Genomic DNA, 15,513 nt, shown 5'->3' on the forward strand with positions numbered 1-15,513 from the left:
CTTATTTTATGAAAAAAAGGCAAACTTACGTCAGTGCATAAGTTCACCTTTTCTCCATGAGAAATCTCATTATTTATGTATGAAGTTTCTCACCTATCGGCAGCAGCGTTGTAACAGAAAATCCGTTTGCCCCGTCAACGATCACCGTTCCGTTAATGGAAGCGGCTCGCTCTTCCATTCCTGCTATGCCAAGGCCTTTTTGAAACAAGTGAGCCCCTTTTCCATTGTCTTTGACTTCTACTTTAACCATTTTATTTAATACATGAAGCTCAATAGAAATCATTGTTGCTTCTGCATATTTTAAGGCATTCGTAATAGCTTCCGTTATATTTTCATGGATAATTTTCCACTGAAGAGGGGTGATAAGATCCAAATTCCCTTTGTATACAAGAGGCAGTGCGATACTATGTTTAGCCTCAAATTCTCCAATAAATAATTTAAGCCTGCTGATTCCTATTTGCTCAGCCGGAGGCTTTATACTTTTTAACGTTAACCTGATTTCTTCAATGCCTTCTTTCGAAATTGTAATTGCATTTTGAAGAAGAAACAGCGCTTTTTCTTCATCTTGCTTCATTACATGCTTTGCTGCCTCCATTTGAATAAGTGCTCCAGTCATTGAATGACCAATCTTATCGTGAATTTCCTGCGATAATCGATTTCGCTCTTCTAATTTTGAAGCATATTGAGACTGTCTCACATACTCTTTATTTTCATTCACATGCTTTTGCAGCTTTTGCATACTTACTCTCATTTCATCAAGCTTTTGTTCATAATTGATTGTCCTCTTTTGATAAAGAGCTGCTCCTGTATAAATAAAGAAAGTAAACGCAGCGACTAACACATACAGCGCGCTAATATCAGAGGGAACAAGCAGTATTGGAAGCAAAACAAGCAGCAGCACCATCCATTTTTTCACGACTGATTCTCCAATAAGCTCACAAAGGTTTAGCGGCAAAAGAAGAAAAAACAAAGGATGAAGTTTATACGCACAATATAGAATAAGGACAATTGAACTAACAATAAACATGCGCTTGAACACGCTCTTTTTCACAATGGACGCTGCAATGTTAACACAGCTGTAAAGAAGCAGTGCTAACACAATAGCTGAAATCGAGTGTACATAATTAAACTGAATGTACGTAATAGCCAAAAACAGTATAAGGATGAGCTTAGTCATCATTAATCCGACTTCCATAGCCTTACTTCCCTTTACCGGTTAAATAGTAAATAGCAATTTGAGTACGGTGCTCCAGTCCTGTCTTACTTAAAATCGAACTAATATAGTTTGCTACGGTACCTTCTGAAATAAAAAGTGTTTTAGAAATTTCTTTGTTCGAAAGCCCTTTGGCAATCAGCGTCATAATGCTCGTTTCACGCTCTGTAAACTGTGTCATATCCGCTTTTGACTCGCGCTCAGTTGCAGCGTTTAAACTTGATTTGATTTTATCAAGCACAACATCTTGAAGAACCGTATGCCCGTTGAACACGCTTTTGATTGCGTCTCGAATGCGCTCTGGCTCTGTATTTTTTAACAAGTAGCCTTTAGCTCCGTTTTTTACGGCATCAATAATATATTCATCGTCATCAAACGTAGTTAAAATAAGCGGCTTTGCTTTCGTTGACTCTGAAATAAGCTTTGTAGCCTCTACACCGTCCATAACAGGCATTCTTACATCTAACAATGCAATATCAACGGAATGATTCTTGCAATATTGAACAGCTTCCTGACCATCTTTTAAAGTAGCGACAACGTCGAATTCCTCGTATGTATTTAATATAATTTTCATTCCTTCTCGAATAAACGAATTATCATCTGCAATAATAATAGTAATTTTCATTTCTGTAAGTGAGAAGACCTCACTTTTTTTCACATCCTTTTTTCACATCCATCCCGATGCTTCTCATTTATTGTAGCCATAATAAACCAAAAGTTCAATGCGATAGTTCGCAGTCTTTCTAAGCACTAAAAAAGAGCAAACCTCCGCAGGTTTACTCTTTTATCTCATTACTTCTGAGCTAACTTCATCACCGTCTCTAAAAGTACGTTTACACCTTTTTCACATTCTTCCCAAGGAGTGAACTCTTCCTCACAATGACTTTTTCCGTTTACGCTCGGAATAAAAATCATAGCCGTCGGAATATAGCTAGCTAAAAACTGTGCGTCATGTCCAGCTCCGCTTACCATTCGCTTGTAGGAATACCCAAGCGAACGAACCGACTCTTCCACTTCATCGCAAACCGTTTTATCAAACCACACGGTATCGCGACCCCAAAGCTTGGTCACCCGCACTTCGCAGCCTTCTAACAGCTCCGCTTGATCAGGCAGTGATTGAATAATTTTTTCCACAGATGCAATGACATCTTCATCCGTATGTCTCGCTTCAAGCGAAAAAATAACTTTATTTGGAATAACGGTATGAATATTAGGCAGTACGTTCATACGACCCATTGTATAGACTAAATTTGAATCTAATCTGCCGAGCTCATGACGAGCTTCAGCAATCAGGTTATTAGTTGCAAAAAGTGCGTCTTTCCGCATGTCCATCGGCGTCGTCCCAGCGTGATCTGACTCCCCGGTAACTTCAATTTCATAGCATACCATTCCTAGCACGCACTCGACTACACCGATTGATTTGGCTTCTCTTTCTAAAATAGGCCCTTGCTCAATATGTAATTCTACAAATGCCGATGCTTCAGTAAGACGGCTACTCGTATCGCCTTCATATCCGCATGATTGAAGGGCTTGCTTAAACGTCACGCCGTCAACATCTGTCTTCTTCATCATAACGTCTTTTTGAAACTTGCCCGATAAAATACCTGAAGCCATCATAGAAGGCTCAAAACGCGCTCCTTCTTCATTCGTAAAGTTAACAATGGTAATCGGCACCTTCGGCTTAATATTATGTTCAACCAGCGTCCTTACTAACTCTAACCCTGCAACTACACCGAGGATTCCATCAAACCTTCCGCCTTTTTTTACGCTGTCCATGTGTGAGCCAATCACAACAGGCGGCTTATCTTCTAGTCCTTCAAGCGTGGCGTAAATACATCCAAGATCGTCGATTTTAATATCCATTCCAAGATCCCGGCAGCATGAGCAAAAATAATCTCGTGCTAGGCGATCTTCTTCTGACAGTGCTAGGCGGGTTACACCGTTATTAGGTGTTCGTCCATAATCGGCAAATCGTTCAAGCGTATTTTTTAACCTTTCTCCATTCACTGCTACTTTTTGTCGTTGCAACTCAACCACTCTCCTCATTATTTGGTTATAAAGTGCGTCTAAGATGCGGTGTTAATGAATATCATTCATTATGACATAAAATAGGCGATATCACTTGAAGTCTGTTAGAACCCCTTCCATTATTTTTATAATGAAAGTGCGCAGTTTGCCTTATGTATCTATTAGCTTCAAAACGTAAATTTCCTGCTTTTTTCTATGAATAATGCACGCGTTATTTATGCATTTTTATTATAAAAATAGCGATAGGTTTTTTTCAAAAAAAAGAGAATTAGTTATTATACTAACTCTCCTCTACATACTTACTTTTTATTTGCTTTCTTCGCAATCGCAATCATTGTAGCTAAAACACCGACTGTAATAATCACAATAGCAATTACAGCAGTGGTAATAATAATTCCTGATGTTACTTCTGAAACACCCATTAGTCTACGTTCTCCTTTTGTGCCTGACCTATTTACCTACATCAGCATACTGGTCGGTTTATTCCTATTATATACGAACTTGTAAAGCGACGAAATATGTGACACATAATTGACATACTGTTTATATGTTTTCTTTTAATTCTACGTTTTATTTAAGAAAATACGGGAATAATTCAAACATATATAAGAAATACTCTTTATTTCTTTAAAGAAGTATTGTAATATAAATGTAACAATTGTAATATTAACAGCATGAATGTTACATATATTTCAATGAATGAGTAGGAGGGAAATGGAAATGAAAAAATTTGGAATAATCTTAGCATCACTTGCTCTTTTCTTTTCACTAAGCACAGGAGTTACAGCTCAAGCAGCATCACAAAATCTATCAACGACTAATGCGGTAAAAATTGCAGCAAACGCAAGCAACCATTTCTGGAATGCACTTCATGGATCTAAAGGTAATTTATGTACTCAAAAAACATTTAATTATAAAGGCACTCAGTACTCATATCTTTGTCAAGATTTTAATACAAAAAGCAAACTAGTAAGCTACTTATCTGAAACGTTTACAAACAGTGCTATTCAAAAAGGATTAACAAATTATCGCTACATCACATATAACGGAAAGCTTGCTCGTCCTGTCGGTGACGGATTCAGCATGCTAGAGTGGAACAAAGCAAAAGCAAAACTAACTTATCAGCGTGCCGATGTTCGCTCTTATCAATTTACGGTTCCAACAGTTGACGGAGGAAGTGTAAAACGCACCGTTACATTTTATAAATCTGGTTCACAGTGGAAAGTAAATAAGTTTGATGCTGTACTATAAGCAATATAAAAAACAAGGTCTTCTAAGGCCTTGTTTTTTTATGCTCTCTCTTCCGCTCTTTATTAAAGAAGTTTCACTTTATTTTCACTAACTCCCCTTATAGTATGGATACACACTACTACTTATTCGATACATTGTCATCGGAGGATTTTATATGAACATACTACAAAAAAGAACGGCTTTTATCGTAATGGCTGCTTTTCTTTTAGCATTTGTTTTCAGTATCGTTTCACTATCACACTACAAAGGAGAAGAACATTTATTTTCGATTCAAGAAAGTCATCAGTTAAAAAAGATTACGAATGGTATATCTGCTTCTGATAATAATTCGAGGGATCATCGTCTTCCTTCAGGAAACGGTCCCGCTTCGTCTAGCAATTCCGGAGAACACGTAACGCCTTTTCATAATCTATCTATGGATAACGGTGCCGGAAGTCAAGGAGCTAATAAAGACTATGAAGCACCGCTCGCTCTTTATACGGTGGGCTTTTTTATAGCATCAGCTTTCGTTTACGGATTATTAAAGAAAAAGAAATGGCATCATTCGATAGGGCATTCTCGCGTTATTTTATGGTCATTACTTGGCACTGGACTATTTATCCGGATTGCACTGATTCCGTGGGTAGGCTCTCATATGGATGCATCTCTTTTCAAAAACTGGGCATCGGTTGCGGCTAATCATTTTTCAAATTTCTACGCTAAAAGCGGAAGCGATTACCCGCCGTTTTATATTTATATCTTGTTTATCGTTGGGAAAGTTGGCAGTTTACCGGATTTTCAGCAGTATTTTTCGCTGTTGATTAAAATCCCGCCTATTTTAGCAGATGTCGTCACATCTTATTTACTCTATCGTTTAGCTCGTAAATACTTGGCACCTTCTTTTGCATATCTGTTAGCAATTGGGTATTTATTTAATCCGGCCATTTTAGTTAATTCAACGTTTTGGGGACAAGTCGATTCATTTTTCACTTTGCTTATTGTCCTAGCGATTGTAATGATTACGGAAAAAAGAATTTACGCGTCGGCCGTTATTTTTACAGCAGCGGTCTTAATGAAGCCGCAGGCGATTATTATCCTGCCTATTTTATTTTTCGAACTCATTCGCCTAAAGCAAGTGAAACATTTCTTCGGTATTGCTTTAACGGCGGCTTTTACTGCTGCTGTGATTTTATTGCCTTTTTCAGCAGGAAAAAGTCCTGCGTGGATTATTGATTTATTCTCATCCACCATTGGAGAGTACCCGTATGCCTCTGTTAACGCCTATAACTTTTTTAGTTTAATAGGCGCAAACTATAAAGACAGCTCTGCAACGCTGCTGTTTTTCAGCTATCATACGTGGGGACTTATTTTTATCGTGGCAACAACTGTTTTTTCATGGCTTATTTATATAAAAGGGCGCAGCTTTAAATACGCCGCTCTTGCAGCACTTATTCAAATTTCCGGAGTATTTACGTTTTCTTCAAGCATGCATGAACGCTACTTATTTCCAGCAGCAGCTCTTGCTTTGCTCGCTTATATTTATTTGAAAGACAAAAACTTGCTTTACTTATCCTTTGGATTTAGCATCAGTATTTTTATGAACACTTTTTTTGTTTTATACGATAACAGCAATATGCAAAACAGTACGTCCTATCCGTTTTCTATGTTTGCTACGTCTATGCTAAACGTTTTGCTTGTTGTTTATTTAGTAAAAGTTGCTTGGAATTCAGTCCAAAAAAGTACGGTTTTAAAAACTGCATAATACAAAAAGCTCAGTGAGTATGATTGATCACTGAGCTTTTTTATATAACAAGCGACATGCCTGGCGCGTCTTCTTCTCTTTCTTGAAACCCTAATTTTTTATAAAAATGATGCTTTCCTTTTGCTGCAAACAGCTGAATCGATTCAATTCCGCTTTCTTGGCATTTCGTCAACAGCTCTTGGATAATTTGCTTTCCAAGCCCTTTGTTTTGGTATGTGGGATCCACCATTACGTCGCAAATAAGCGCTTGGTAAATTCCGTCTGAAATCATACGGCCGAATGCAATTAATCGGTCATTGTCATAAATGCCGACTCTAAACCAGCTGTTGGCTGCGGCTTCAAACAGCTGTTCTTTTGTATAATTTCCTTTTTTACTTTTATGTAATCCGCTCGCTTCATGCAGAGCTGCAAACTGCTCAAATAGCGGAACCTCTTTTTTTATTACGTAGGACACGTTCATTCTCCTTTCAATACCGTTGCTTTCTATATTATATTTATACATTAAATAGAATAATAATTCAACATTTTTATCTAGTTATCTTGTTACCCTTTCTCCAAATAAAAAAACTGCCAAACGGCAGTTTTTTAGGCTTGTACTGATTTTTTTCGTTTTTTAAGATCAATTCCTGCAATAATAAGCAAAATGACTCCAAGAACAATCATGATTTTACTCACCGTTTCTAGCCACTCCGGTGCGCTTCCAGCAAGTAAAAGTGAAAACCCCATGATATAAACCGGGAACCCCGCAAGAGCCCAAGGGGATTTCACCTTCTTTTTCTTCATATGTAGGATCTCCTCCTTCTTTACAGATTCTATATAGACTGTATATGATGAGTTTATCAGAAAAAATTGGAAACAACAAAGGAGACAAACGCATGCATACGTTGCCTCAAACGTTTTGTGATACGATTACTCACCTTCACTCTCATAAAGGTCAAAAGTGGTTAACTGACTTTCCTCAGCTTATTCGCTACTGTGAAGAGCGCTGGCGTATCAACATTCACAGTCACTTTCCCCTTTCTTACCACTTTGTTGCTCCTGCGCGCAAAGCAGATGGAAGTGAACTAGTTGTCAAACTTTTTGTAGAGCCTTCAGAGCTGCTTCATGAGCAAGAAGCACTGACAGCACTAGCTGGTGAGAGCACGGTAAAGGTCGTGGACAGCGATGCTGAAAAAGGCATTTTACTGCTTGAAAAGCTGTCTCCCGGATGCCCGCTTTCCTCTTTATCAACTAAAGACGAAGCTGCGTTAACCGCTGCTCGGCTTATGAAATCCCTGTGGCGCATGCCTCACTCGGACTCCACTATCGAAACAGCCGTTAAAAGAGAGAAGCAGCTTCGAGAGTATACACAAATGTATCCAAGCGGTATTGATTTTCTTTCTTCTGAAACGCTTCAACACGCACTAGCCGTTTTCTCTGAATTAAACCGCACTTCTCAGCAGCTTTTTTTGCTTCACGGTGATTTGCATCATGATAACATCTTACAGTCTGGTGAGGCGTGGAAAATAATTGATCCAAAAGGGTTAATTGGAGAAAAAGAGTACGAAATTATCCCTTTTCTTTTAAATCATCTGCCTAAAACAAACGTGGCAGAGACAATTGACCATCGAATCAATATATTTGTAAAAGAACTGAACGTAAGTAAAAAACGCATTTTACTGTGGGGATACGCTCATTCTGTATTAGCCACGTGCTGGTTAATAGAAGACCGCCAAGACGCCGCTTCTTTTTTACGTGCTATAGAAGCATTTCAGCACTTATTTGAGTACTATTACGGGCATAAAAAATAAGAGCCGACATTTGGCTCTTATTTTTTGCATTTCTCTGCGACAAGCTCATATGATTTTAATCGGTCAGCCGGATCGTGCGTAATGGTGACAAGCATGAGTTCATCCGCTCCGTAGCGTGCTTGAACTTCTTGAAGACGGACGTGTACTTCTTCCGGGTTTCCGATAATCATAGCTTCTTTCATCTTCTTCATTTTTTTCTCTTCTTCTTCTGTAAGCGGATAGCTGGCCGCTTCTTTAATAGAAGGCACACCTTTTGCTTCCATTTTATCCTGCTGAATTTTCCATACGAGTGAGCTCGTTGCGATGCGATGCGCCTGCCCCGTTGTTTCAGCGCAAATGACCGATACAGTGACAATCGCATAAGGCTGATCACCGGTCCGTCTTGGCTGAAATGCCTGTTTGTACTGATCAATAATAGCTGAACCATCTTGTTCACTCATAAACTGTCCAAACGTATAGGCCATTCCGTTTCTAGCGGCGAGCTCGGCACTTTTTTTACTTGTGCCAAGCAGCCAAGGTTCCGGAGAGACAGGAGGCAGCGGCGAAGCTGAAAGCTTTGCGTATTCATGTTCAGCCGGAAATTTATCGTCTAAAAACTGCAGAAGCTCTTTAACAAGTTCAGGCATTTTAAATACTTGCTGCAAGAAGTTTTCCGACAGCGCATTTGTTGCTTCAGCCGATCCACCCGGCGCGCGCCCAATTCCTAAATCAACGCGCCCTGGAAACAGCGTTGCAAGCATGTTATACGTTTCAGCTACTTTATACGGCTTGTAGTGAGGCAGCAGCACCGCTCCCGATCCAATTCGAATTCTATTAGTTTGTGCGCCGATATAGCCAAGCATCACTTCAGGAGCCGAACAGGCAAGTCCAGACAAATCATGGTGCTCTGCAATCCAGTAGCGCTCATAGCCAAGCTTGTCACCCGCTTTGGCCAGCTGCATCGATGCTTCTAACGCTTCCGCTGGGGTCTGATGGGATGAAACAGGCGATTGGTCGAGTATACTTACTTTCATCACACATCTGCTCCTTATTCGTTCACTTCAATTAAACTTAATGAAAAATCCCCTACCTGGCCTTTTTCATATAAATTTGTAAAAGACGTAGAGTACTGATGAATCGTTCCTTGGAAATCCAGATCTTCTTCCGGGACATTTACATGAAAAGTACCTTTATATAAAAGTGTAGTAATATCATGATATTCCTCACTTGTTACTTTGAAATCAACTGAAACTTTTGTTTTGCCTTTTACAATTTCTTGTTCATAGCTGTAAATTTGAATAGGCGTATCATTTAATACAATTTCTTGTACCACGTTAAATCGTCTCCTTTTTTAGTGCGTATGAAAAATAATAGCACTTGAAGAAGTCATGAGCAAATAAAAGAGCTTCTGGTTGCCCATGCAAAAAAAGCATGGCTTTTTTGCCATGCTTTTAGTCCAAAAACGATCTTATACGCGCTTTGCACGCGTGCGTTTGAATACGAAATAAAGAACAATAATCACAAATGCCGCAACCACAAACGGAAGCGTATATTTGCTTGCTACGTCTTCAATATTCGCCCAGTTCTCCCCTAGCTTTCCGCCTAAGTAAATAAATAAAATCGACCAAGGAATCATCGCTAACACGGTTAAAGACGTAAACTTCCAAAACGGCATTTTAGCAATACCTGCAGGGATCGAAATCGCATGTCGAACAACCGGGACAAAACGAGCGGAGAAAACCACACCCGCGCCGTATTTATTAAACCAGTTTTCCGCAAGATCGATATGCTTATCATGAATAAATAAGTACTTGCCGTATTTTTGAAGAAACGGACGTCCTCCGTAGGCTCCAATCCAATATAAAAACCACTGTGCAATCGTTCCGCCAATAATTCCGGCAATGACTGCTCCAGGAAAACTAATCATGCCTTTAGAAATCATATACCCCCCGTAGGCTAGTACAATTTCACTTGGAATGATTTCAATCATTAAGCCGAGCGCAATACCTAAATAGCCAAGGCTCGTTAAAAAATCCAAAATACTCGTAATAAATGAACTCACCTTTAATCACCTTACTCATTCTTTAATAATTTTACACTACTACTATATTCCAACCATCAGTATAAAAGGAAACTATGAACTCATTATGAACAGCTTACTTCCCTGTTGACTGCCGGTACCTTTTCCGCAGCTCATGCGTATGCAGATCCGCTAGGCGGACCGGAATTGGAAGCTTACTTTCTTTTGAAATAAAATGCATCATAAGCTGATATAACATGTCCAAATCAATATAGTTTCCGCACGACAGAAAAATGGGCTTTACCCCTTTAGCTGTCCTTACTACTCTACCATAAACTTCATCATCAATCACAATATCTTCATAAGCGCCCTCTGTATCTTCAGGCATAACGTAATCATGTCCCTTGATCTTTAAATAGCTTTTCCCAATTCCAACGGTAGGTTTATTGAGAAAAAACGAAGCATGTGTGGCTACTCCCATGTGCTCGTAGTGCAAATATCCGTTGCCATCAAATAAAAACACGTCGGGCTCTATTTGAAGTTTTTTAGCCGCTTCAAGAATTAAAGGCAGCTCTCGAAAAGCTAGGAATCCAGGAAGATAAGGAACAGTTACTTCTCCTACACTGTGCACTTTTTCTACAACGTTTTTCGTCTGATAATCAACCACTACAATGCTGCAAGCTCCGTAAGATATGCCGTTTTCTTCCCAATACGCAACATCAACACCAGCACAGTTATGTATATGCGTCATTTTGACGCCTGATGTTAAATCAATTTGTGCTTTTAGCTTTTGCTGAAGCGTCCGGCACTCCTCTTTTGTTTGCATCGTAAACGTATGTATGTACTGAATATCCATGTTCCATTCCTTTCATTGACTGACTCACCTATTATACAACTATTTTCTAAGAAATTCCTATTCTTTTTTTCACACCTTTTATTATAGCGCTGTTTCCTTAACGTTTGATTAAAATCCCTATTCGTTTACGCATTTTTTGTAAACATCACCATGAAAAAATCCCTATTTTTCTTTACGAAATGTCAACGCTTTCCACACACTTTCTCTATATCAGCATCACATTTTTTCGTTACGCTGTTTCTATACCAACGCATAGGAGAGAAACGTGATGAAAAAATATTTAGCTGGTCTAAGCGCCGTCGCCTTGTTATGCTGTTCAATCGCCTCTTCTGCTTTTGCACGCACGGAAGAAAAACTTACGAACATCGCGCACCGAGGAGCTTCCGCTTACGCACCTGAAAATACAATGGCTGCTTTTCACCAAGCGCTAGAAATGAATGCGGATTACATTGAACTTGACGTGCAGCAAAGCAAAGACGGTGTACTCGTTATTATGCACGACCGTACCGTAGACCGAACAACAAACGGAAGCGGACACGTTCGAGAGCTAACGTACGCTGAGCTTCAGCGCTTGGACGCAGGAAGCTGGAAAGGGGATTCTTTTACGAACGAAAAAATTCCAACTCTTTCACAAGTGTTAGATGAATTTCAAGGAAAAATCGGTATATTAATAGAGTTAAAAGCCCCGGAACTTTATCCTGGAATTGAAAGAAAAGTAGCTTTTGAAATCAACAAGCGACAGCTCGATCACGTTATCGTTCAGTCTTTTAACGTTTCATCCATGAAAAAAATGCATGAGCTTCTCCCAAACGTTCCTATAGGCATACTAACTTCTTCAGAGCGAGATACAAACCCAAACTCAATCCGGCAATTTGCTGATTTTGCCACTTACTTTAACCCTTCCTATGACATCCTAACGCCTGCTCTTATCCACCAAGTTCATTCTGCCGGAATGAAAATATCGCCGTGGTCTGGAACCAAGCGGCTTCCGGCTTCATTTTTGTGGAAAACAAAAAGTGACGGAGTGATTACGAATTATCCTGATGAAGTGAATTGGGTGCAAACATCAAGTGCTATCGGACAACAGCTCGAAAAAGGAAGCGCACGCCGAGTAATTACACTTGCCGTCACAATGTGGCCATAGTTCCTGTAGTTTTTTACTAGTAACCTCGTCTTCCTTACTGCCTTTTTAACGCTTCAATACGTTTAATTTCATTGAAATATTGAAAGTTCCCTTTAAAACATCTCTCCATCGTTTTAAAAAACTGCTCCGCTCCTCCTAACACCATCATAAAAAAGTCTTGTTTCGGAAGCACTGCTTTTACGGGAGGAGATGTATGCAAGGTATACAGTACAAACTGTTCAGAAGCCGATTTTAAGGTTAATACTAACGGTTGATCTGGAAAATTCATCTCTCCATACCCGGTCTCTTTTAAATTCTCCATTGCATTCAACAAATAAAGCCACATCCCATCTATAACGTCCCATGCAGATACATCAAGAAGCGGTTCACCATAGTATTCAAGCTTAATAGCTCCTTCAAGACAGGTAAAATCAAACTGATTACCGTAACGAATGAGTTCTGCTTCATTTGATATATCGATAAAATAGTGCGATTCCTTTTCATATAGAGATGATAAATCGGTAATCAAAATACCTGGACGCTTAATGAATGTTTGAACACGAAACAACGTTATCCCTCCATGCTCTGTTTACTTTCACAGCTCAAATAAATTTTCTCCGTCCTTATTTACCCAATACTTTTCTATTTCTGGAATCAAACCTGTAAAGTCTTCATACGTTCCTTCCCAATCGCTTGGAACATATTCTTTAAATGAAGCCGGTTCAGGAAACAGTGAGTAGAACGTTTTTTCATCAAAGTCCACCAAAAACGAAGGGATAAAGTCTAATACGTCTTCTTCCTCTCCGCTTTCTATTTTATCTTCAAACAGCTTTAAAAGAGTAGCTGCATCTCCTTTATATGACTCTATACGTTTTAAAAAAAGCCCAGCATTTTCACTGCTGAGAATCTCCATTCCTTTTCGTTCAGGTTCAATATATGCATCAACCGCTAAATCACCTTCATTTTCAAAAGCTTGCACAAACTTCACATAATCTAAATACCATAGCTCTCGATCGGTTACATACCATTGAAACTGCTTTTTATGTACCACTCCGACAATTACGTTTTCAGCATATATAGGTTCTAGCATGAGATGGACCTCCTTGCTTTTATTAGCTTTGTGACCTGTTGTATACGATTTAATTAATCTTTAAACACTCTCTTTTGTACTTTTTCATTCAGCCTTCGCTTTAAATATTCAGCAATTTCTATTTGTCCAAATTCCTTAGCATATCGGTACGCATCCATATCCTCGATATTCTCTCCGGTATATTGAACGGAAATATCTATACCTTGATCAACTAGATGTTCAACTACTTCTTTATGACCACCGTAAATTGCTGCGAACAATGGATTTCTTTTTGCTGAGCTTACATCTAATTCTGCTCCAGATTGGATTAAGTACTGTACTATATCTACATGCCCCTCACCTGCTGCCACTCGTAAGGGAGAAGCATCAAATATATCCCCTTTTATATTTACATCGATTCCTTTATGCACTAGATACTCTACTATTTCCATCTGTCCTTTTTTTGTTGCTATATGCAACCAGCTACCAAATGGAGTCATGGTATGTAGAATTTCTGTATTACTACCTATTAATTCTTTGACTGAGTTAATGTCACCAAGTTTAATTGCATTTCTTATTGCTTTATTGACGCTGTTTTTCTCCAAATCATATCCCCCTTAATGTAGTCGCCCATTATTGCCGTGTTTTAATATAGACATCTCCCTCAATAATTTAGCTGTTTCTACCGTTTTTGCTTTTAAATAGTTGTGATCAATTAAAATCACTGTCGTATTTGTAGTTCTTTTAACACTTTTGTTCGCAGATCATTCATTGTTTTCCTATTCGTATCATCATTTAATAAAGAAGTTAATCTTTCTATGTAACTATCCGCATTCTCTATACATCTTTCAAAACCATTTATAAAATGCTCTACTAATGTATCATCCACTAAAGCAATGGGTTCGGGGTAATATTCGACGCCTTCTCTTTCAAATGCTTTTCTACTAGTATAAGCAACTGCATCAATAATACAGTCCCAGGCTATCACATCTGTTTTATTATCTGACATCTCTTGAATTATTGTGATACCATTTTCCTCGTGATCTAATAATTCATAAAGAGTATCTCCACTATTTTCTTTGTCTTTTAACCATTCCCAGCATTTACATATAACTTTCCGGGCTAAAATTTGATCTTCCGTACGAAAAAGTAACGGTACCACTTTTTCTGAAAGTGCCAGAAAAAATATCACTTTATCATGTTCTGTTAAACTATTGAAGTTAGCATTAGTCATTCTTAAACTCCGTTTCCATTTCCCTCACTATGATGAGCTTAACGCCTCCGTCCATATATCTTTTGCTCTTCTATGATTAGGAAAGAAAGTTTTTTATGATCTTTTTATCATATTCATCTTCTGAAATAACCCCTAAGTACTTATACTCCCAAATCACCTGTTGTTCATACGGGTCAACAGTAAGAATATCTTCATACCCGTAGTCTATCTCAAATTTCCCATCATGACCTAAATGCAAAGTTAAACTTGTCCATATCTCCTGCTTGTTTTCTATAAATACATCTAACAACTCACGAAAGCACTCTAACTGTTTATCTAATAACACTAAGTAGCTCTGTTCTGACACCTCAAATAGTTCAGGTATATCATGACTATATATAGGTTCATCGCTTCCTTTTGGATAATAAAAGAAATACGTTGTTTGAGAACCTTCTCCTACTTCTGCATACAAATAGATTTCTCGCCAGTCTTCTTGTATCATTTCCTTTAAATTATCGGCCACCTTTTGATAAATATTATTAAGCTTTAATTCCATCTACTGTCCACCTTCTGCTTTAAATATTCAGCAATTTCTATTTGTCCTCGTTCAATCGCAAATTCATAGGCATCCATATTTTTCATCGTATCCCCCGTATACGTTACAGTAATATCAATACCACTCTGAACAAGGTATTTTACAATATCAAGATGCCCGCCATAAATCGCTGAAAATAAAGGATTTCTACTCGAATCGCTTACATCTAATATTGCACCTCTATCGTATAAGTACTGAACTATGCTAAATTCACCTACACTCGCTGCATGTGCAATTGGCGCTGACTTTGGTACACCTTCATTTGTGTTAATATCCATCCCGTATTCAACTAAGAACTTTATCATATCAAGGCTACCAGCTCTAGCAGCCACGTGTAGCCACGTTCCAAAAGGAGTTATAAACTCAAGCAACCTTTTATCTACAATCAGAATCTCTTTTGCTTGTTCTGTATCACCATTCTTAATGAAATCATAGGCTTTAACTGCTTTTTCCTTATTATCCATAGAAACCTCCTAAGATATTTTTGTTCATACGGCTTCTTCACCAGTTTATAGTATCAGAGAGATTTCTTTAGCCTTCTGAAACCCCTTCCAGAATTCTTCTAATGATTTAAATAGGATTATGTGGATATTCTTTTAAATAGTGCTCTATTAAACTCTTACTCTATTTCAGCA

General features: G+C 38.5%; 20 protein-coding genes. 4 read left to right on the plus strand and 16 right to left on the minus strand.

Going from position 1 to position 15,513, the window contains the following annotated elements; genetic code table 11:
- Nucleotides 1–73 precede the first annotated feature (73 nt).
- The 4 genes from AC3WJG_RS15050 to AC3WJG_RS15065 all read right to left on the minus strand — a co-directional run bounded on the left by AC3WJG_RS15050 (nt 74) and on the right by AC3WJG_RS15065 (nt 3,663).
- Nucleotides 74–1,195: a sensor histidine kinase gene (locus tag AC3WJG_RS15050; RefSeq protein ID WP_098249556.1), complete on the minus strand. Its 1,122-nt coding sequence runs from the start codon at nt 1,193–1,195 to the stop codon at nt 74–76.
- 4 nt (nt 1,196–1,199) lie between these two features.
- Nucleotides 1,200–1,838: a response regulator gene (locus tag AC3WJG_RS15055; protein WP_028408271.1), complete on the minus strand. Its 639-nt coding sequence runs from the start codon at nt 1,836–1,838 to the stop codon at nt 1,200–1,202.
- A 167-nt stretch (nt 1,839–2,005) separates the two neighbouring features.
- Nucleotides 2,006–3,241 carry a Zn-dependent hydrolase gene (locus tag AC3WJG_RS15060; RefSeq protein ID WP_014459799.1) on the minus strand — a complete coding sequence of 412 codons (1,236 nt, stop codon included), beginning with the start codon at nt 3,239–3,241 and terminating at the stop codon, nt 2,006–2,008.
- A 299-nt stretch (nt 3,242–3,540) separates the two neighbouring features.
- Nucleotides 3,541–3,663, minus strand: a complete 123-nt coding sequence (locus tag AC3WJG_RS15065) for a hypothetical protein (protein WP_013057357.1) — start codon at nt 3,661–3,663, stop codon at nt 3,541–3,543.
- Nucleotides 3,664–3,955: 292 nt separating this feature from the next.
- Here AC3WJG_RS15065 and AC3WJG_RS15070 point away from each other — a divergent pair, with 292 nt between their 5' ends.
- Both AC3WJG_RS15070 and AC3WJG_RS15075 read left to right on the plus strand, forming a co-directional pair.
- On the plus strand, nt 3,956–4,492 hold the full coding sequence (locus AC3WJG_RS15070; protein WP_014459798.1) for a DL-endopeptidase inhibitor IseA: 537 nt from the start codon (nt 3,956–3,958) through the stop codon (nt 4,490–4,492).
- A gap of 154 nt (nt 4,493–4,646) precedes the next feature.
- Nucleotides 4,647–6,233 (plus strand): MptA/MptB family glycosyltransferase, encoded by a 1,587-nt coding sequence (locus AC3WJG_RS15075; RefSeq protein ID WP_102813984.1) that lies wholly within the window; start codon nt 4,647–4,649, stop codon nt 6,231–6,233.
- Between the two features lie 40 nt (nt 6,234–6,273).
- On the opposite strand, the gene AC3WJG_RS15080 is transcribed toward AC3WJG_RS15075, so the two are convergent.
- Nucleotides 6,274–6,687 (minus strand): GNAT family N-acetyltransferase, encoded by a 414-nt coding sequence (locus tag AC3WJG_RS15080; RefSeq protein ID WP_028408268.1) that lies wholly within the window; start codon nt 6,685–6,687, stop codon nt 6,274–6,276.
- 131 nt (nt 6,688–6,818) lie between these two features.
- Complete coding sequence (locus tag AC3WJG_RS15085; protein WP_098524954.1) at nt 6,819–7,016, minus strand: hypothetical protein; 198 nt, start codon at nt 7,014–7,016, stop codon at nt 6,819–6,821.
- 92 nt (nt 7,017–7,108) lie between these two features.
- On the opposite strand from AC3WJG_RS15085, the gene AC3WJG_RS15090 reads away from it, so the two are divergent.
- Nucleotides 7,109–8,023, plus strand: a complete 915-nt coding sequence (locus AC3WJG_RS15090; protein WP_043982973.1) for an aminoglycoside phosphotransferase family protein — start codon at nt 7,109–7,111, stop codon at nt 8,021–8,023.
- 17 nt (nt 8,024–8,040) lie between these two features.
- On the opposite strand, the gene AC3WJG_RS15095 is transcribed toward AC3WJG_RS15090, so the two are convergent.
- The 4 genes from AC3WJG_RS15095 to AC3WJG_RS15110 form a co-directional block, all read right to left on the minus strand.
- Entirely contained in the window at nt 8,041–9,036 is a 996-nt protein-coding gene (locus tag AC3WJG_RS15095; protein ID WP_102813982.1) for an LLM class flavin-dependent oxidoreductase, read from the minus strand.
- Between the two features lie 14 nt (nt 9,037–9,050).
- The gene (locus tag AC3WJG_RS15100; RefSeq protein WP_014459792.1) at nt 9,051–9,335 is read right to left on the minus strand and encodes a DUF3219 family protein; all 285 of its coding nucleotides are present in this window, start codon (nt 9,333–9,335) and stop codon (nt 9,051–9,053) included.
- Nucleotides 9,336–9,470: 135 nt separating this feature from the next.
- Nucleotides 9,471–10,064, minus strand: a complete 594-nt coding sequence (uptA, locus tag AC3WJG_RS15105) for an undecaprenyl phosphate transporter UptA (protein ID WP_098432951.1) — start codon at nt 10,062–10,064, stop codon at nt 9,471–9,473.
- 94 nt (nt 10,065–10,158) lie between these two features.
- The gene (locus AC3WJG_RS15110; RefSeq protein WP_221840616.1) at nt 10,159–10,878 is read right to left on the minus strand and encodes an endonuclease V; all 720 of its coding nucleotides are present in this window, start codon (nt 10,876–10,878) and stop codon (nt 10,159–10,161) included.
- A 268-nt stretch (nt 10,879–11,146) separates the two neighbouring features.
- On the opposite strand from AC3WJG_RS15110, the gene AC3WJG_RS15115 reads away from it, so the two are divergent.
- Entirely contained in the window at nt 11,147–12,022 is an 876-nt protein-coding gene (locus AC3WJG_RS15115; protein WP_430247618.1) for a glycerophosphodiester phosphodiesterase, read from the plus strand.
- Between the two features lie 34 nt (nt 12,023–12,056).
- Here AC3WJG_RS15115 and AC3WJG_RS15120 read toward each other — a convergent pair whose 3' ends face one another.
- From AC3WJG_RS15120 to AC3WJG_RS15145, 6 genes are all read right to left on the minus strand, one after another.
- On the minus strand, nt 12,057–12,569 hold the full coding sequence (locus tag AC3WJG_RS15120) for a hypothetical protein (protein ID WP_337134371.1): 513 nt from the start codon (nt 12,567–12,569) through the stop codon (nt 12,057–12,059).
- A gap of 27 nt (nt 12,570–12,596) precedes the next feature.
- The gene (locus AC3WJG_RS15125; RefSeq protein WP_225049836.1) at nt 12,597–13,091 is read right to left on the minus strand and encodes a hypothetical protein; all 495 of its coding nucleotides are present in this window, start codon (nt 13,089–13,091) and stop codon (nt 12,597–12,599) included.
- A 53-nt stretch (nt 13,092–13,144) separates the two neighbouring features.
- Nucleotides 13,145–13,675, minus strand: a complete 531-nt coding sequence (locus tag AC3WJG_RS15130; RefSeq protein ID WP_337134372.1) for an ankyrin repeat domain-containing protein — start codon at nt 13,673–13,675, stop codon at nt 13,145–13,147.
- A gap of 116 nt (nt 13,676–13,791) precedes the next feature.
- Complete coding sequence (locus AC3WJG_RS15135) at nt 13,792–14,304, minus strand: Imm6 family immunity protein (RefSeq protein WP_225049834.1); 513 nt, start codon at nt 14,302–14,304, stop codon at nt 13,792–13,794.
- Nucleotides 14,305–14,380: 76 nt separating this feature from the next.
- Entirely contained in the window at nt 14,381–14,839 is a 459-nt protein-coding gene (locus AC3WJG_RS15140; protein ID WP_337134373.1) for an antitoxin YezG family protein, read from the minus strand.
- Nucleotides 14,830–15,342: an ankyrin repeat domain-containing protein gene (locus AC3WJG_RS15145; RefSeq protein ID WP_225049832.1), complete on the minus strand. Its 513-nt coding sequence runs from the start codon at nt 15,340–15,342 to the stop codon at nt 14,830–14,832. Before AC3WJG_RS15145 ends, AC3WJG_RS15140 begins: the two co-directional genes overlap by 10 nt.
- Between the last annotated feature and the right edge of the window lie 171 nt (nt 15,343–15,513).

The organism is Priestia sp. FW507-14D1A, assembly GCF_058781295.1.

What these genes read in the sequence shown, in the direction of transcription:
- AC3WJG_RS15050 (WP_098249556.1), bottom strand. Translation starts at nt 1,195, where the DNA reads ATGGAAGTCGGATTAATGATGACTAAGCTCATCCTTATACTGTTTTTG.
- AC3WJG_RS15055 (WP_028408271.1), bottom strand. Translation starts at nt 1,838, where the DNA reads ATGAAAATTACTATTATTATTGCAGATGATAATTCGTTTATTCGAGAA.
- AC3WJG_RS15065 (WP_013057357.1), bottom strand. Translation starts at nt 3,663, where the DNA reads ATGGGTGTTTCAGAAGTAACATCAGGAATTATTATTACCACTGCTGTA.
- AC3WJG_RS15070 (WP_014459798.1), top strand. Translation starts at nt 3,956, where the DNA reads ATGGAAATGAAAAAATTTGGAATAATCTTAGCATCACTTGCTCTTTTC.
- AC3WJG_RS15075 (WP_102813984.1), top strand. Translation starts at nt 4,647, where the DNA reads ATGAACATACTACAAAAAAGAACGGCTTTTATCGTAATGGCTGCTTTT.
- AC3WJG_RS15085 (WP_098524954.1), bottom strand. Translation starts at nt 7,016, where the DNA reads ATGAAGAAAAAGAAGGTGAAATCCCCTTGGGCTCTTGCGGGGTTCCCG.
- AC3WJG_RS15090 (WP_043982973.1), top strand. Translation starts at nt 7,109, where the DNA reads ATGCATACGTTGCCTCAAACGTTTTGTGATACGATTACTCACCTTCAC.
- AC3WJG_RS15095 (WP_102813982.1), bottom strand. Translation starts at nt 9,036, where the DNA reads ATGAAAGTAAGTATACTCGACCAATCGCCTGTTTCATCCCATCAGACC.
- AC3WJG_RS15110 (WP_221840616.1), bottom strand. Translation starts at nt 10,878, where the DNA reads ATGGATATTCAGTACATACATACGTTTACGATGCAAACAAAAGAGGAG.
- AC3WJG_RS15115 (WP_430247618.1), top strand. Translation starts at nt 11,147, where the DNA reads ATGAAAAAATATTTAGCTGGTCTAAGCGCCGTCGCCTTGTTATGCTGT.
- AC3WJG_RS15125 (WP_225049836.1), bottom strand. Translation starts at nt 13,091, where the DNA reads ATGCTAGAACCTATATATGCTGAAAACGTAATTGTCGGAGTGGTACAT.
- AC3WJG_RS15135 (WP_225049834.1), bottom strand. Translation starts at nt 14,304, where the DNA reads ATGACTAATGCTAACTTCAATAGTTTAACAGAACATGATAAAGTGATA.
- AC3WJG_RS15140 (WP_337134373.1), bottom strand. Translation starts at nt 14,839, where the DNA reads ATGGAATTAAAGCTTAATAATATTTATCAAAAGGTGGCCGATAATTTA.
- AC3WJG_RS15145 (WP_225049832.1), bottom strand. Translation starts at nt 15,342, where the DNA reads ATGGATAATAAGGAAAAAGCAGTTAAAGCCTATGATTTCATTAAGAAT.